The organism is Nocardia citri (genome assembly GCF_054065835.1).
Genome location: NZ_JBSUQM010000005.1, coordinates 1 through 15,474 on the forward strand (window position 1 = coordinate 1; position 15,474 = coordinate 15,474).

At 65.9% G+C, this 15,474-nt stretch carries 12 protein-coding genes; 7 read left to right on the plus strand and 5 right to left on the minus strand.

Annotated features, from left to right (window positions below; translation table 11 throughout):
* The first annotated feature begins 280 nt into the window (after nucleotides 1-280).
* From ACW2Q0_RS09535 to ACW2Q0_RS09545, 3 genes are all read left to right on the plus strand, one after another.
* Entirely contained in the window at nucleotides 281-1,012 is a 732-nt protein-coding gene (locus tag ACW2Q0_RS09535; protein ID WP_457188838.1) for a rhomboid-like protein, read from the plus strand.
* A gap of 57 nt (nucleotides 1,013-1,069) precedes the next feature.
* On the plus strand, nucleotides 1,070-1,756 hold the full coding sequence (gene nucS, locus ACW2Q0_RS09540) for an endonuclease NucS (protein ID WP_457188334.1): 687 nt from the start codon (nucleotides 1,070-1,072) through the stop codon (nucleotides 1,754-1,756).
* Between the two features lie 567 nt (nucleotides 1,757-2,323).
* Nucleotides 2,324-2,632, plus strand: a complete 309-nt coding sequence (locus ACW2Q0_RS09545) for an ATP/GTP-binding protein (RefSeq protein ID WP_457188336.1) — start codon at nucleotides 2,324-2,326, stop codon at nucleotides 2,630-2,632.
* A gap of 797 nt (nucleotides 2,633-3,429) precedes the next feature.
* On the opposite strand, the gene ACW2Q0_RS09550 is transcribed toward ACW2Q0_RS09545, so the two are convergent.
* Nucleotides 3,430-4,431 carry a hypothetical protein gene (locus ACW2Q0_RS09550; RefSeq protein ID WP_457188338.1) on the minus strand — a complete coding sequence of 334 codons (1,002 nt, stop codon included), beginning with the start codon at nucleotides 4,429-4,431 and terminating at the stop codon, nucleotides 3,430-3,432.
* An 86-nt stretch (nucleotides 4,432-4,517) separates the two neighbouring features.
* Nucleotides 4,518-4,991 carry a methylmalonyl-CoA epimerase gene (gene mce, locus ACW2Q0_RS09555; protein ID WP_457188340.1) on the minus strand — a complete coding sequence of 158 codons (474 nt, stop codon included), beginning with the start codon at nucleotides 4,989-4,991 and terminating at the stop codon, nucleotides 4,518-4,520.
* 203 nt (nucleotides 4,992-5,194) lie between these two features.
* Between mce and ACW2Q0_RS09560 the strand changes: the two genes are divergently transcribed.
* The 3 genes from ACW2Q0_RS09560 to ACW2Q0_RS09570 all read left to right on the plus strand — a co-directional run bounded on the left by ACW2Q0_RS09560 (nucleotide 5,195) and on the right by ACW2Q0_RS09570 (nucleotide 7,752).
* Complete coding sequence (locus tag ACW2Q0_RS09560; protein ID WP_457188342.1) at nucleotides 5,195-6,373, plus strand: acetyl-CoA C-acetyltransferase; 1,179 nt, start codon at nucleotides 5,195-5,197, stop codon at nucleotides 6,371-6,373.
* 106 nt (nucleotides 6,374-6,479) lie between these two features.
* The gene (locus ACW2Q0_RS09565; RefSeq protein ID WP_457188344.1) at nucleotides 6,480-6,848 is read left to right on the plus strand and encodes a DUF3817 domain-containing protein; all 369 of its coding nucleotides are present in this window, start codon (nucleotides 6,480-6,482) and stop codon (nucleotides 6,846-6,848) included.
* Between the two features lie 58 nt (nucleotides 6,849-6,906).
* Nucleotides 6,907-7,752: a tetratricopeptide repeat protein gene (locus ACW2Q0_RS09570; RefSeq protein ID WP_457188840.1), complete on the plus strand. Its 846-nt coding sequence runs from the start codon at nucleotides 6,907-6,909 to the stop codon at nucleotides 7,750-7,752.
* Nucleotides 7,753-7,809: 57 nt separating this feature from the next.
* On the opposite strand, the gene glgB is transcribed toward ACW2Q0_RS09570, so the two are convergent.
* Genes glgB through ACW2Q0_RS09585 form a run of 3 tightly spaced genes read right to left on the minus strand, consistent with a single transcriptional unit; the run spans nucleotide 7,810 to nucleotide 12,661 of the window.
* Nucleotides 7,810-9,981: a 1,4-alpha-glucan branching protein GlgB gene (gene glgB / locus ACW2Q0_RS09575; RefSeq protein ID WP_457188346.1), complete on the minus strand. Its 2,172-nt coding sequence runs from the start codon at nucleotides 9,979-9,981 to the stop codon at nucleotides 7,810-7,812.
* Nucleotides 9,978-11,981 carry a maltotransferase domain-containing protein gene (locus tag ACW2Q0_RS09580; RefSeq protein ID WP_457188348.1) on the minus strand — a complete coding sequence of 668 codons (2,004 nt, stop codon included), beginning with the start codon at nucleotides 11,979-11,981 and terminating at the stop codon, nucleotides 9,978-9,980. Before ACW2Q0_RS09580 ends, glgB begins: the two co-directional genes overlap by 4 nt.
* Nucleotides 11,982-12,019: 38 nt before the next feature.
* Nucleotides 12,020-12,661, minus strand: coding sequence for a LysE family translocator (locus ACW2Q0_RS09585; protein WP_457188350.1), 642 nt, complete (start codon nucleotides 12,659-12,661; stop codon nucleotides 12,020-12,022).
* Between the two features lie 118 nt (nucleotides 12,662-12,779).
* Between ACW2Q0_RS09585 and glgP the strand changes: the two genes are divergently transcribed.
* Nucleotides 12,780-15,350, plus strand: coding sequence for an alpha-glucan family phosphorylase (glgP, locus tag ACW2Q0_RS09590; protein WP_457188352.1), 2,571 nt, complete (start codon nucleotides 12,780-12,782; stop codon nucleotides 15,348-15,350).
* The last annotated feature ends 124 nt before the right edge of the window (nucleotides 15,351-15,474 follow it).

Sequence of the window (15,474 nt, forward strand, 5' to 3'; positions counted from 1 at the left end):
ATTCGCTGATGAAGGCGTGCTACGTACTGTTTCGTATCGCTGAAATGAGAGCGAAGAGACCGTGCGACTCGTCGGGTTGGACGAAGTTTCGGAGCAATCTCACGCTGAAATGAGAGCGAAGAGACCGTGCGACTCGTCGGGTTGGACGAAGTTTCGGAGCAATCTCACAGGGAACAGCCACCCTAAGCGGCGCTCCCGGCGTTCATCATGGAGAATGACTGCAAGTAGTAATCAGCGTCGGCATGCTCGATGGGAGCGGTCGATGCGCATGGAGGTGTTGATGGTCGCAGCGACGACAACCGCCGACCGCGCGCCGGTCGAACCTCTTAGGTCACTTCGCTCGCCCTGGTGGCGGCTGAGGCTCCCGGCGACGTTCGGATATCTCGCGGCTCTCGTCGCGGTTACGGCCATCTTCTCTGCGATGAGTGAGTCCGCACAGGCACGGGTGGTGCGGCACACGAGCACGAATCTGCACAATCTGCTGAATGGCCGGCTAGGCACCGTGCTCTCGAGTGCGCTGGTGATCGGCGATGTCAGTGCCGCGTGGGTGCTGATCCCGTTGCTCGGTTGTCTGCTCGCACTTGCCGAGTTGCGCTTCGGCGCGGTGCATATGGCGCGTGTATTCCTGGCCGGACATATCGGCGCCACCTTCCTTGTCGCGGCTGGCCTGTGGATCGCGATCGAGGCCGACTGGCTGCCCGCGAGCATCCGCTGGGCGCAGGACGTCGGCGTCAGCTACGGCGCCATGGCGTTGATCGGGGCGATTGTGGTCGCCATTCCGCATCGTTGGCGAATCGCCTGGGCGACGGCGTGGTTTATCGTCGCGTCCGAGGGCGTGTTGATCGAACAGACCTTCACCAATGTCGGTCACCTGCTGGCCTTCGGCATCGGAACCGCGGTCGGGTTCGGCATGCTGCGCGCACAAGCGGCGTCTACCCGCCGACTCACCCGAGTCGAATCCGCTCTGCTCGCCGTGAGCGCGTTCCTCGCGGCAATCTTGCTCATGGGCTGACAGTCGCGCGACCGGGGTGACGCCGAGCGGGACCGAGCATTCACCTACAGTGCTTGGGTGCGCCTAGTGATTGCTCGCTGTCAGGTCGACTACGTAGGGCGACTTACCGCCCATCTCGCGATGGCCCGCCGATTGCTGCTGATCAAAGCGGACGGTTCGGTCCTTGTGCACTCCGATGGCGGCTCGTATAAGCCGCTGAACTGGATGAGTCCGCCGTGCTGGCTAGAGGAGCGCGACGGTGAAGCGGTGCCCGAGGGGGCGAAGGCCTTCTGGGTGGTTATCAATAAAGCGGGCGAAGAACTGCGCATCACCATCGAGGACGTCGAGCACGACTCCTCGCATGAGCTCGGCGTGGACCCAGGTCTGGTGAAAGACGGTGTGGAAGCCCATCTTCAGGAGCTTCTTGCCGAACATGTGCAGACCCTCGGCCCCGGCTACACACTGATCCGCCGCGAGTACATGACGGCCATCGGCCCGGTGGATCTGCTCTGCCGCGACGCCGACGGGGCAACTGTGGCTGTCGAGATCAAGCGCCGCGGTGAAATCGACGGCGTCGAACAGCTCACCCGCTACCTCGAACTCCTGAACCGAGACCCGCTCCTCGCCCCCGTCGCCGGCGTCTTCGCCGCCCAACAGATCAAGCCCCAAGCCCGAACCCTCGCCGAAGACCGTGGCATCCGCTGCCTGACCCTCGATTACGACGCCTTACGCGGCACCGAAAGCAACGAATTCCGCCTCTTCTAGCAATCATTCCCCTTACCTGCGGCCCCCGACTTCGCCCGCAGCGCGTGAGTCCCTTGAATGCGAATGCCTTACCTGTTGCTTCCGGGTTCGCGCGCTGAGCATCACTTGCCCGCTGCGGATGACATGTGTTGCGCTCGGGCTTGCGGGCCGCGCATGTGCTCGCGCGTGGATGGGGGTCGGTGTGCCGCACACGACTTGCCGCTACCGATGAGTTCGCCGGTCGTGTATGGGTTCGCGCGTCGCGCGTGATTTCGTGGTGGCGCGTTGGTTTGCCTGCTGGGCAGGGATTCGTACGCTGGGCAGGGATTCGCGTGCCCTGCAAGGGTGCGCCTGTTGCGCACGAGTTGGTGTGCCCGGGCGTGGGAGCGGGGTCGGGTATGCGTCGCGCATGAGTTCGTCGGCGGTGCGTTGGTTTGCCCGCTGGGTATGGGTTCGTACGCTGAGCGCCGTTCGTCGGTTGCGCTTGGGCCTGGTGCGGCGCATAGGGTCGTTGGGTAATGACGTGCGCGGGCGGAACGAGCGGACGGCGCTCGCAGTGTGTGCTGGGGCACGACCTACGCTTGTGGCATGCCTCGACGGAAGCCTCAGACGGAACGGCAGGTGGGCCGCTCGCAGGAGGGCGTTCCGGCGATCGGCGATATCTTCGGTCGGCGGGAGGCCGGACCGGACAGCGATGATATGTACATCGTGCGAACCATTCCGGGTAGCCGGGCGATCAAAACTTATCGCTGCCCTGGGTGCGATCACGAAATCCCACCCGGCGTAGCCCATATTGTCGCCTGGTCGGTCGACGATGGCGAAGACGACCGCAGACATTGGCACCGCGGGTGCTGGAACGGCCGCCGCACCCGGCGAATCACCCGCCGCTGGTCCTGAATCCCATACGCCCCCAAATCATCCCCGCACTGCGCACCCCGCAGAGAGGTTCGCTGCAGACGTGTGTGTATCCGGCAGGAGATGCCGAGGCGGTGCGCCTATGGGCAGAAGCGTACCTGCGGGTAGCGGCGGACCTGGCTGCGCCTACGGCGGCCGTATCTGCGCGTTGGACACACTCCCGCGGGTTCATGCAGGGACAGCCGCACTTGCCTTTGTACTGGAAGACGTGTCCGACGTCGGAGTGGGCGTGGCTGCGGCAAACGGGGTGCGCGCCTGCGGCCCGAATGTGCGCCCGCAGGGCAATACGCGACTGCGGGTAGCGGATCTACTGGCCTCCGCAATTGAGCAGCGGCGCTGCTGAAACTGGATGGGTGACCGGATGCGGCCGATATGTATGACTGGCGGTCTTCCTCAGCGTCGAGTTCGGCGAGTTCGAAGCAGATTGGGCCGGCGGAGCCGCGGATGCGCGGGGTCCAATTGGAAGTGTGGGAAGTGGACTCGGTTACGCGGCAGTCGAGAAGATACGCTGCGCCGTGGATTCCCTTGGAACTGAGGTTGCCTGGGGCAGAGGGAGAACGAATGCTGGCCGAAGGTTCGGGGCGCTGGGTGCCTCAACCGGAATGTTGTTGTGGCGGTGGATGTCCCGGATACGCGATCCGTATCCGGCTCGGGACGGCCCTGGGCGCACACTGCGATGCGATCTGGTCGCGACATTGGAAAGGCCGCCCTGGTGTGGGGCGGCCTGTGGTGTGGATTCGGTTGGGGTGTTGCGTTTGTCGCCGCTCAGCCCGCCGTCGTCAGTTGCTGATTTCGGCGTTCTCGCGCTCGTCGGCGTCGATGTCGTCTTCCTCGGCCGAGGCCTCGGGGATGGCCTTGGCGCGCGAACCGGTGACCGACTTGGTGCCGCCGCCGATGGACTTGCGCTGATCCGGAACACCGTCCAGCAGTTCGCTTTCTCGGTTGACCGCCGCGAGCATGGCGGGCACCGAGTCGAGCTGGCCGCGGATACCGAGCAGTTGGGCGAGCACGCGGCCACGCAGCACGCGCATCTCCTCCGCGAGTTCCTTGGCGTGTGCGATCTTGCGCTCGGAGGTCTGGGTGGCGGAGGTGATGAGGCGGTTGGACTCGTCGGTCGCGTCCTTGATCCGCTGAGCGGCCTCGGCGCGACTGGTGGCCTCGAGCTCCTCCATTGCCCGGGTGAGCTTCGTGCGACGCTCCGCCATGGTGGCCTCGAAGTCCTGCTGGGTTGCCTTGCGCTTGGCATCGGCTTCCTTGCCGAGGCGGTCGGCCTCGGCCTGAGCGGCCTCGATGATCTTGGCGGACTCGGTACGCGCATTCGCCAGGGTCTGCTCGAATTCGATCTCGAGCGCCTCGCGCTTCTCCTTGGTCTCGGCGAGCAGCGATTCGTACTTGCCACGCATCTCGGTGGCCTGCTGCTCCGCGATCGACACCATTTCCGCCGCTTCGGCCTGCGCGAGCGCGCGGACCTCGGACGCCTCGTCGGAGGCCAGCCGCAGCATCCGGGAGATACGGTCGGACATGCCTTCCGCGGTGGTCGGCGGAACCGAAAGGCGATCGACTTCCTTGCGGAGCTCATCGATCTCGTCCCGCGCGTCCTCCAGCTGGCTGGCGAGGTTACGGGCTTGCGCCGCAGCGGCGTCCCGATCTGTGGCGGTGACTCTCAGTTCGGCATCGAAACGGTCGAAGTAATTGCGTACCTCGTCTTGCGCATAACCCTTGCGCACAACGGTGAAGGGCAGTGCAACGAAGCGATTGCGATCGGACTCGGGTGACGACATGGGTCACAAACTACAGCCTGCTTGGACCTCGTGGTGACTCGACCGCGATTGTGACCGCGCCGAGATTTTCGGGCCCGATCTTGACGCTAGTGCGTAGCATTCGAGTTGGGCTCGACCAATTCGATCAGCACACCGCCAGCATCCTTCGGGTGGATGAAATTGATGCGGGAATCGGCGGTTCCGTGACGCGGGGCGTCGTAGAGCAACCGCAGACCTCGATCACGAAGATACACGGAGACGGCCTCGATGTCGGTAACCCGATAGGCGAGTTGCTGCAGGCCCGGACCGCTGCGGTCGATGAACTTGGCGATTGTGGAGTCCGCGTTGAGCGGAGCCAGCAACTGCAGGGCAGTCGCGCCGTCCGGTGCGCCGGGCAACGACAGCATCGCCTCGTGCACACCTTGGGTCTCATTGACCTCGCGGTGGGTCTCGATCATGCCGAGATTGTCGGCATACCAGGCAATTGCGGCATCCAGGTCGGGTACGGCGATGCCCACGTGGTCGACGGCGATGATGTAGTCGCCAGGGATCAGGTTCGACGAGTCGATAACGTTGCTCACCCCTCGAACGTAGCGCCTGATCCAGATCTGGCACAGCCGGCCGGGAGGCCGTGATCAGTCCCTTGGCGCTTGGCCGCGCATTGAGGACACCACATACCTGGCAGGGGCGGTTCGAGCAGGACAAGCTACCGTTGAGTACAGAGGTTGGCGTCGCGCGTGCTCGGTGCGCGACGCTGTTCCGATCAAAGAATGCGAGGCTCGTCGTGACCACAACCGTGATCGTCTCCGGTGCGCGTACCCCGGTCGGTCGGCTGCTCGGGGGGCTGAAGGACTTCAGCGGATCCGACCTGGGCGGCTTCGCCATCAAGGCGGCGCTGGAGAAGGGCGGCGTCGCGCCGGAACAGGTCGACTACGTGATCATGGGTCAGGTGCTCACCGCGGGCGCCGGGCAGATCCCGGCCCGGCAGGCGGCCGTGGCTGCGGGCATTCCGATGAATGTGCCCGCCTTGACGGTGAACAAGGTATGTCTGTCCGGTATCAACGCGATCGCGCTCGCCGATCAGCTGATCCGTGCGGGGGAGTACGAGATCGTGGTCGCCGGCGGTCAGGAATCCATGAGTCAGGCCCCGCATCTGCTCGAAAAGAGCAGGGAGGGTTACAAATACGGCGATGTGATGCTGCGTGACAGCATGGCCTACGACGGTCTGCACGACATCTTCACCGACCAGCCGATGGGTGCGCTGACCGAACAGCGCAACGACACCGAGCCGGTCAGCCGGGAGGATCAGGACGGGTTCGCGGCGGCCTCGCATCAGCGTGCGGCGGCGGCGTGGAAAAACGGCCTCTTCGATGACGAGGTGGTTCCGGTTTCGGTGCCGCAGCGCAAGGGTGATCCGATCGTGGTGAGCACCGACGAGGGCGTTCGCGCGGACACCACCGTCGAATCGCTGGCCAAGCTGCGTCCGGCCTTCCGTAAGGACGGCACCATCACTGCGGGCACCGCCTCGCAGATCTCCGACGGCGCGGCCGCGGTGGTCGTGATGAGCAAGGAGAAGGCGCAGTCGCTGGGCCTGAGCTGGATCGCCGAGATCGGCGCCGCGGGCGTGGTCGCGGGCCCGGATTCGACGCTGCAGGATCAGCCTGCCAATGCGATCGCCAAGGCCTGTGCACGCGAAGGCATTTCGCCCGCCGAGCTGGATCTCGTGGAGATCAACGAGGCATTCGCGGCGGTCGGTATCGCGTCGACCCGCAAGCTGGGCATCGATCCCGAGAAGGTGAACGTCAACGGTGGTGCGATCGCCATCGGTCACCCGCTCGGCATGTCGGGTGCGCGCATCCTGCTGCATCTGGCGCTGGAGCTGAAGCGGCGCGGGGGCGGCATCGGTGCGGCCGCGCTCTGCGGTGGCGGCGGTCAGGGTGACGCGCTGATCATCAAGGTGTAGTTCTTGTCTCCGTCGGCCCGGCGCAGACCGGGTCGGCGGGGCTCACGGGCCGAGGTGTGACCGGTTCAACTACGGTCCGTCGTAGCGGTCCGGCACAATGGTGGACATGGGCAATTTCTTCGAGTTGAGCACCGTGGCCAAGCGGTTCCGCTTCATCGCCGTGCTGGAGGCGATCTCCTGGGTCTTCCTCATCGTCGGCATGGTGTTCAAGCGCCTCCCCGAACCGGTCCTGTGGCCGGTCAAGGTGTTCGGGATGACACACGGCATCATCTTCATCTTGTTCGTCATCACCGCGATCCTCGCGGCCCGCGAGCTGGCCTGGAACACCAAGACCACCGTACTCGCCCTGCTGTCCAGCATTCCGCCGTTCTTCACCGTGCTCTTCGAGCTGTGGGCGGTGCGCGCGGGCAAGCTCGGTGAGCTGAGCGATGTCACTTCCGTCGAATCCGGAGCCCCGGCATCGGTCACGCCGTGACACACTGGAAACCGTGACTCGACCTGCCCGCCGTCCTTCGCCAGCCGTCGCCGCCGCCATGTCCGGTGCGGTGGATCTGTCCAGCCTCAAGCAGCCCCCGGCCGGTGCGTCGGGCGCGGGAGGCGGTGATTTCGCCGTCTCCGAGGCGGATTTCGAAACAAAGGTGCTGCGCCGGTCCACCCAGGTGCCGGTGGTCGTCGTGCTGTATTCGCAGCGCAGCCCGGGCAGCGTCGAGCTGGTTCGGACGTTGGAACGGCTCGTCCGAGAAGATGCGGGCGCATGGGATCTGGCGACGGTCGAGGCCGAGGCCAATATGCGGATCGCGCAGGCCTTCAGTGTGAAGGGCATTCCCACGGTGATCGCCGTGGCCGGTGGCCGGCCGCTCGCTGATTTCGAGGGCGCCCAGCCGGAGCCGCAGGTCCGGCAGTGGTTGAGTGCGGTGGTCGAGGCGGTCGGCGGTCAGCTCGAGGGCGGCGAACAGCCGCAGGCCGCGGAGGACCCGCGTTTCACCGCCGCGGAGGCCGCGCTGGAGCATGGTGACCTGGCCGGTGCCGAGGCGGCCTATGAGGCCATCATCGCTGCGGAGCCCGGCAATGAGGAGGCGAAGAGCGCGCTGCGGCAGCTGCGCTTCCTGTCGCGTGCCCAGGGCGTTTCGGATACCGCGATCGCCACCGCCGATGCCGATCCGGCCAACGTCGACGCGGCCTTGGACGCCGCCGATGTGGAGATGCTGAGCCAGCAGCCGGAGGCCTCGTTCGACCGGTTGATCGCCGTGATCAAGAAGACGGCGGGCGATGATCGCACCAAGGCGCGCACACGGTTGCTCGAACTCTTCGAATTGTTCGACCCGGCAGAGCCTTTCGTGGTCGCTGCCCGCCGCAAGCTCGCCGCCGCGCTGTACTGAACCGGCCGCCGGGGGCACCCGTGGTATCAGTGGATAGCCCCCGCCGCTCGTCGATCGCTACTCGCCTGCGACGTATGACTCCGGCGCAAGCCAGATCGCGGTATTCGGCGCCAGCGCCACGGTCGCCGAGGCCGGTCGGCCATGCCACGGCACCTCGGTCGCCTTGACGCCGCCGAGGTTGCCGATGCCGGAGCCGCCGTATTCGACGGCGTCGGTATTGAGGATTTCGCGCCAGACGCCCGCACTCGGCAGGCCGACGCGAAATTCTGCGTGCACCGAGCCGGAGAAGTTGAAGACGCAGGCGAGCACCGAACCGTCGGAGCCGTAGCGCAGGAAGGCGATCACATTGTTTTCGCGATCGTCGGCCTGGACCCAGGAGTAGCCGCCTGGGCTGGTGTCCTGACTCCACAGCGCTGGATGGGCGCGGTAGACCGTGTTCAGATCCCGGACCGCGACGGTAATGCCCTGGTGCAGTGGGTTTTCCAGTTCGTGCCAGTCCAGGCCGCGGTCGTGTGACCACTCCCGGAACTGGCCGAAATCCTGGCCCATGAACAGCAATTGCTTACCAGGATGCGACCACATGTAGGCCAGCAGTGCGCGCACGCTCGCCGCCTTGGCGAATTCGTCACCGGGCATTCTGGTCCACAGGGTGCCCTTGCCGTGCACGACCTCGTCGTGGCTGATGGGCAGCACGTAGTTCTCGCTCCACGCGTACACCAGTGAGAAGGTGATCTCGTTGTGATGCCAGGAGCGGTGGATCGGATCGCGCCCCAGGTAGCCGAGGGTGTCGTGCATCCAGCCCATATTCCACTTCATGGTGAAACCGAGACCGCCGACATCGGTGCCGCGGGTGACACCGGGCCAGGTGGTGGATTCCTCGGCGATGGTGACGACGCCGGGATGGTAGCGGTGCACGGTTTCGTTGAGATCCTGCAGGAAGTCGACGGCCTCCAAGTTCTCCCGGCCGCCGTGCACATTGGGTTCCCATTCGCCTTCGGTGCGGGAGTAATCCAGGTACAGCATGGAGGCGACCGCATCGACGCGCAGTCCGTCGATATGGAATTCCTCGATCCAGTAGCGCGCATTGGCGACCAGGAAGTTACGCACCTCGTTGCGGCCGAAGTCGAAAATATAGGTACCCCAGTCGAGTTGTTCGCCGCGGCGCGGATCGGCGTGCTCGTAGAGCGCCGTGCCGTCGAAGCGTGCCAACGCCCATTCGTCACGGGGGAAGTGTGCGGGCACCCAGTCGAGCAATACGCCGATGCCCGCGGCGTGCATGCGGTCGACGAAGGCGCGGAAATCGTCGGGTGCGCCGAAACGGGCGGTGGGTGCGTAGTACGACGTGACCTGGTAGCCCCAGGAACCGCCGAACGGATGCTCGGCGACCGGCAGCAACTCGATATGGGTGAATCCGGCCGAGCGCACGTAATCGGCGAGCTGATCGGCCAATTCGCGGTAGCAGAGCCCGGGCCGCCAGGAACCCAGGTGCACTTCGTAGACGCTCATCGGGGCGCGGGTCGGGTCGGTGCGTTCGCGGGTCGCGAGCCAATCGCTATCGGACCACACGTAATTGCTTTCGGTTACCACCGATGCCGTCGCCGGTGGCAGTTCCGTCGCGAAGGCCAGCGGATCCGCATGATCCACGGTGCGTCCGTCCGCGCCGTGCACGCGGAACTTGTACGTGGTGCCGACGCCGACCCCTGGTAAGAAGACCTCCCAAATTCCGGAGGATCCGAGCGAACGCATCGGTGCGGTATTGCCACTCCAGCCGTCGAAATCCCCGATCACGCTGACCCCCCGGGCATTCGGTGCCCAGACGGCGAACGAGGTGCCCGCCACCTCGCCGTCGAGGGTGTGGTAACGACGCGGGTGCGCGCCGAGCACCTCCCACAGGTGTTCATGGCGGCCCTCGCCGATGAGATGCAGGTCCAGCTCACCGACGGTCGGCAGGAAGCGGTAGCCGTCCGCGCTGATGATCGTCTGCCCGCCTTGGTAATTGGTGACGATGCGGTAATCCATCAGGTCCGGATGCGGTACTACACCGGCGAAAATACCGTGCCCCAACGACGTCAGCGGTTGGTCGACGCCGCCGACACGCGCGAACACTGTATCGGCATGCGGGCGCAACACCCGGACAATCGTGCCATCAGGATGCGGGTGTGCGCCGAGCACCGTATGCGGATCGGTGTGGGTGCCCGCCGCGAGCAACATCAAATCGCGGCGCTTCATCGAAACGTCCTCCGGAAGGCCAATTCCGCGCGCGCCTGTGGCGATACCGGGGGCAGCGCGAGAATGTGGGCGACCGCGTGGGCGGGATCCAGCCGCACGTAATTGGTCTGCGCCCAGTGGTATTCCTCGCCGCTGACCTCGTCGAACACCACCGGATGGTCGTGCCATTCGCGCCCGATGGCGGGTAGGTCGAGCGAGATCATGCCCCATTCGGCGCCATAGGGGTTGAGATTCACCACGACCAGTACCGCGTCACCGCTGACCGGATCGACCTTCGAATAGGCCAGCAGCGCGTCGTTGTCGACGTGATGGAAGTGGATGCAGCGCAACTGCTGCAGTGCCGGATGTGCGCGCCGGATCTCGTTGAGCCGGGTGATCCACGGCTCCAACGATTCTCCGCGTGCGAGCGCCTCGGCGAACGGACGCGGGCGCAGCTCGTACTTTTCCGAATCCAGGTACTCCTCGCTGCCCGGACGCACCGCCTGATGTTCGAAGAGTTCGAATCCGGAGTAGACACCCCAGGTCGGAGCCATGGTCGCGGCCAGCACCGCGCGGATGGCGAACATGCCCGGTCCGCCGTGCTGCAGGCTCTCGTGCAGGATGTCGGGAGTGTTGACGAACAGGTTCGGTCTGGCCTCGTCGGCCTTGGCGGCCAGTTCGTTGCCGAATTCGGTCAGCTCCCATTTGGCGACGCGCCAGGTGAAATACGTATAGGACTGACTGAATCCGCGACGGGCCAGACCGTAGAGCCGGGCCGGTCGGGTGAACGCCTCGGACAGGAAGATCACCTCGGGATCGGTGCGCCGCACGCTCGCGATCAGCCATTCCCAGAAGTCGGCGGGTTTGGTGTGCGGGTTGTCGACACGGAAGATCTTGACGCCCAAGCCGATCCAGTGCCGGACGACTCGCAGCACCTCCGCATACAGCCCGTCCGGATCGTTGTCGAAGTTGACCGGGTAGATGTCCTGATATTTCTTCGGTGGATTCTCGGCGTAGGCGATGGTGCCGTCCGGGAGCGTCGTGAACCATTCCGGGTGCGCGGCGACCCACGGATGATCCGGCGCGCACTGCAGCGCCAGGTCGAGGGCGACCTCGAGACCGAGTTCGGTGGCGGTGGCGACGAAATCGGCGAAGTCGGCGGTGGTACCGAGCTCGGGATGGATCGCGTCGTGCCCGCCTTCGTTCGATCCGATTGCCCACGGGGAGCCGACATCACCGGGTTCAGCGGCGAGTGAATTATTGCGGCCCTTGCGGTTGATCGCGCCGATCGGGTGGATCGGCGGCAGATAGACCACATCGAAGCCCATGCCCGCGATGCGCGGCAATTCCTTTGCGGCGGTGGCGAAATTGCCGTGGATCGGATTGCCCACGGCATCGCTGCCACCGGTCGAGCGCGGGAAGAATTCGTACCACGAGCCGTACAGTGCGCGTTGTCGTTCTACCAGCACCGAGTGCTGCGGGCCGCGAGTGACCATGTCCCGCAACGGCGTATCGCGCAGGATTTCGGTGACCTCGGCGCTGAAGGCGGGGGCGACTCGGGCAGGCAACTGTTCGTCGGCGCGCAATGCCATCGCGGCGGCGCGCAGGCGCTCGAACTGCTTCTTCGGCACCGCCTGCGCGGCCCGTTCGAACAGCCGGGCGCCGAGCTCGAGGTCGTTGGCGAGGTCGGTGGCGCTCTGCCCGACCGCCAGCTTGGCCTCCACCGCCGCCCGCCAAGTCGCGATCGGATCGCTCCAGCCCTCGACGCGGTAGGTCCACACGCCGGGCAGGTTGGGTACGAAGGTGGCGTTGAACACATCCGGCTCGTAGTCCGGTGTCATCCGAATGCGGGTGAGCCGCGACGAGCCTGGGCCGCGCACCGCGAGCGTGGCGGAGACGGCGTCGTGCCCCTCACGCCAAACCACCGTGCGCACCGGAAAGACCTCGCCGACCACGGCCTTGGCCGAGCGGCCGCCGGGGATCGAAGGGGCGGTGTCATCGATGGCGATGCGGCCGGTCACGTCGACCAACCTACCGGGTGCGGGTCGGTTGGACCGGATCAGCGTGCGTCGGCCGCCAAACCGAGACCCAGTGCGACCAAGATCGCGCCGAGTGCGCGCTCCACCCGCTGACGGATTCCGGTTCGCTGCAGCCAGGTCCCGGCGCGGTCCGCCACCAGCACGATGCCGATGCACCAAGCCGTATCGATGACCAGTTGGATACCCGCCAGGATCAGCACTGTTGGTAGCACCGGACCGTTCGACGGCAGGAACTGCGGCAGGATCGTCAGGCCGAAGACGGCCGCCTTCGGATTCGCCGCGATCGAGATCAGCGAGGCGCGGAAGGCCGAACCGGGGGTACGGCCGGTGGGCAGCAGCTTGGTCATCCTGTTGCCGAACTCGTCGTCACGGCCGGCGCCGCGCCAGGCCTGTACGCCGAGCCAGATCAACACCAACGCCCCGATGACGTGCACCGCGGTATTCATGAACCGGTTCGCGAGCAGCAGCACCGACAATCCGGCGCCGCCGGCGAGCGTCCACCCGAGCACCCCGATCTCGTTCCCGGCCACCGCCGCCAGCCCGGCCGCGCGACCGTCGCGTACCGCGCGCTGGAGGAACAGGGCCGTCGCCGGTCCGGGCAGTGCGGCCAGAATGAGGCAGGCCAGCAGGAACTGGGGGAGTACATCGGTCCAGTGCGGCATCAGCCGATGCTCTCACCTGCGAGAGTTGGCCACGAGCTGTTATCGCCGCGCGGACGTCATCGCGTGACCTGGGCCGCTTAGGCGACTTGGGTAGGTCGCATTCGGTAAGGTTCTGCAGGTGAAGGCACTTCGTCGTTTCACCGTCCGTGCCCATCTGCCCGAGCGTTTGGCGGCGCTGGGTGAACTTTCCACGAATCTGCGCTGGTCGTGGCATTGGGCCACCCAGGATTTGTTCGCGGAACTCGATCCCGAGCTGTGGCGCGAGCTCGGCCATGACCCGGTGCGGATACTGGGCGAGGTGCCCGCGACGCGGCTCGACGAGCTCGCCGCCGACGCGGACTACGTCGGGCGAGTGGATGCCGCCGCCGCGGATCTGCGCGACTATCTGACGCGCCCGGGCTGGTTCCAGCGGCAGAGCGATGAGCCGGTGCGCGGCATCGCCTACTTCTCGATGGAGTTCGGCGTCACCGAGGTACTGCCGAACTATTCGGGCGGCCTCGGGATTCTCGCCGGCGACCATCTGAAGTCCGCATCGGATCTGGGGCTGCCGCTGATCGGCGTCGGATTGCTCTACCGCTCCGGCTACTTCCGGCAATCGTTGACCGCGGACGGTTGGCAGTCCGAACACTATCCGGCGCTGGATCCGCAGGGGCTGCCGTTGCGGCTGCTGACCACCGAAGGTTCGCCGGTGCTGATCCATGTGGCCATGCCCGATGCGCGGGTGCTGCGGGCGCGGGTGTGGATCGCGCAGGTCGGGCGGGTGCCATTGCTGCTGCTGGATTCCGATATCGCCGAGAACGATCCGGAACTGCGTGCGGTCACCGACCGGCTCTACGGCGGTGATCAGGACCATCGGATCAAACAGGAGATCCTGGCCGGTATCGGTGGCGTGCGGGCGGTACGCGCCTATACGCGGGCCGCCGGATTGCCGGATCCCGATGTGTTCCATATGAACGAGGGGCACGCTGGATTCCTCGGCGTCGAGCGGATCCGTGAACTCGTCTCGACCGGACTGGATTTCGATAGCGCGCTCACCGCGGTGCGAGCCGCTACCGTGTTCACCACGCATACGCCGGTGCCCGCCGGCATCGACCGGTTCCCGATGCCGTTGGTGCGCCGGTATTTCGGCGGTGGGCACGGCGAATCCGAATCCGCCATGCTGCCGGGGCTTTCCGTCGACCGGATCGTCGCGCTCGGGCGTGAAGCCGATCCGTCGGTGTTCAATATGGCGCATATGGGTCTGCGACTCGCCCAGCGCGCCAACGGTGTTTCCCAACTGCACGGCGAGGTGAGCCGCGCCATGTTCGCGCCACTGTGGCCGGGGTTCGACGCGACGGAGGTGCCGATCGGTTCGGTCACCAATGGTGTGCACGCCCCTACCTGGGCCGCGCGCGAATGGTTCGACAAGGCACGCGAATACATCGGTCCGGAACTGGTCGAGGAGGCTCGGGGCTGGGAGAAGCTGCGCGATGTCGACCTGAGGGAATTGTGGTCGACCCGCAATGCCTTGCGCGCGATTCTCGTTGCCGAGGTGCGCCGCCGGGTGCGCGCGTCCTGGCTGGAGCGCGGCGCGGCCTCGGCCGAATTGGGTTGGGTCGATAGCGTTTTCGATCCGAATGTGCTGACCGTCGGTTTCGCGCGCCGGGTGCCGACCTACAAGCGGCTCACGCTGATGCTGCGCGATCCGCAGCGCTTGCGGGCGCTGCTGCTGGATCCCGATCGGCCGGTGCAGCTGGTCGTCGCGGGGAAGAGCCACCCGGCCGACGACGGAGGCAAGGCACTGATTCAGCAGGTCGTCCGGTTCGCCGATGATCCGGAAGTGCGTCATCGCATTGTCTTCCTGCCCGACTACGACATGTCGATGGCCCGCTACCTGTACTGGGGTTGCGATGTCTGGCTGAACAATCCGCTGCGTCCGCTGGAGGCCTGCGGCACCTCCGGTATGAAGTCCGCGCTCAACGGCGGGCTCAACCTCTCCATCCGCGACGGCTGGTGGGACGAGATGTACGACGGCGAAAACGGTTGGGCCATACCGACCGCCGACGGTGTCTCCGATGAACACCGCCGCGACGACCTCGAGGCCGCCGCGCTCTACGACCTGTTCGAACGCACCGTCGCACCGCGCTTCTACGACCGTGACGGCTCCGATATGCCGGTGCGCTGGGTCGAGATGGTGCGGCACACCCTGCAGACGCTCGGTCCGAAGGTGCTGGCCTCCCGCATGGTTCGTGACTACGCAGTCGAGTACTATGCCCCCGCCGCATCCGCCGGTCGACGTGTGAGCGCCGACGAATTCGCCGGTGCCCGTGCGGTTTCGGAGTACCGTCGCCGAGTCGAGGCGGCCTGGCCCTCGGTCAAGATCATCCAGGTCGACAGCGCGGGTCTGCCCGATACTCCGATCATCGGGGCCGAACTGTCTCTCGCCGCTCGCATCGACCTCGGCGGCCTCACCCCCGCCGACGTTACCGTGCAGGCGGTACTCGGCCGAGTCTCGCCGACCGACGACCTCTCCGACACCACCACCTTCCCTATGACCCACACCGGATCCGACTACGGCGTCGAACTCTTCACCGTCGAAACCCCGGTCCCGCTCTCCGGTGCGGTCGGTTACACAGTCCGCGTCCTGCCCCACAACGAACTACTCGCCTCCGACGCCGAACTCGGCCTGGTCATCGCCCCAAGCGTCTAGCGGGTGTCGCAGCTGTCAAAAGCGCCGGATGCGGCGCTCGCCGGTACCGGCATGTCGCGAACGGGCTGGTGATGGGCATACCGTGTTATCCGATCGTCATGGTTGCGAAGGCCGCGTCGGACAG

Excerpts from the sequence above, each read along its gene's own strand:
- ACW2Q0_RS09585 (WP_457188350.1), bottom strand. The coding sequence starts at position 12,661 with ATGCCGCACTGGACCGATGTACTCCCCCAGTTCCTGCTGGCCTGCCTC.
- ACW2Q0_RS09545 (WP_457188336.1), top strand. The coding sequence starts at position 2,324 with ATGCCTCGACGGAAGCCTCAGACGGAACGGCAGGTGGGCCGCTCGCAG.
- ACW2Q0_RS09550 (WP_457188338.1), bottom strand. The coding sequence starts at position 4,431 with ATGTCGTCACCCGAGTCCGATCGCAATCGCTTCGTTGCACTGCCCTTC.
- ACW2Q0_RS09535 (WP_457188838.1), top strand. The coding sequence starts at position 281 with ATGGTCGCAGCGACGACAACCGCCGACCGCGCGCCGGTCGAACCTCTT.
- glgB (WP_457188346.1), bottom strand. The coding sequence starts at position 9,981 with ATGAAGCGCCGCGATTTGATGTTGCTCGCGGCGGGCACCCACACCGAT.
- ACW2Q0_RS09565 (WP_457188344.1), top strand. The coding sequence starts at position 6,480 with ATGGGCAATTTCTTCGAGTTGAGCACCGTGGCCAAGCGGTTCCGCTTC.
- ACW2Q0_RS09570 (WP_457188840.1), top strand. The coding sequence starts at position 6,907 with ATGTCCGGTGCGGTGGATCTGTCCAGCCTCAAGCAGCCCCCGGCCGGT.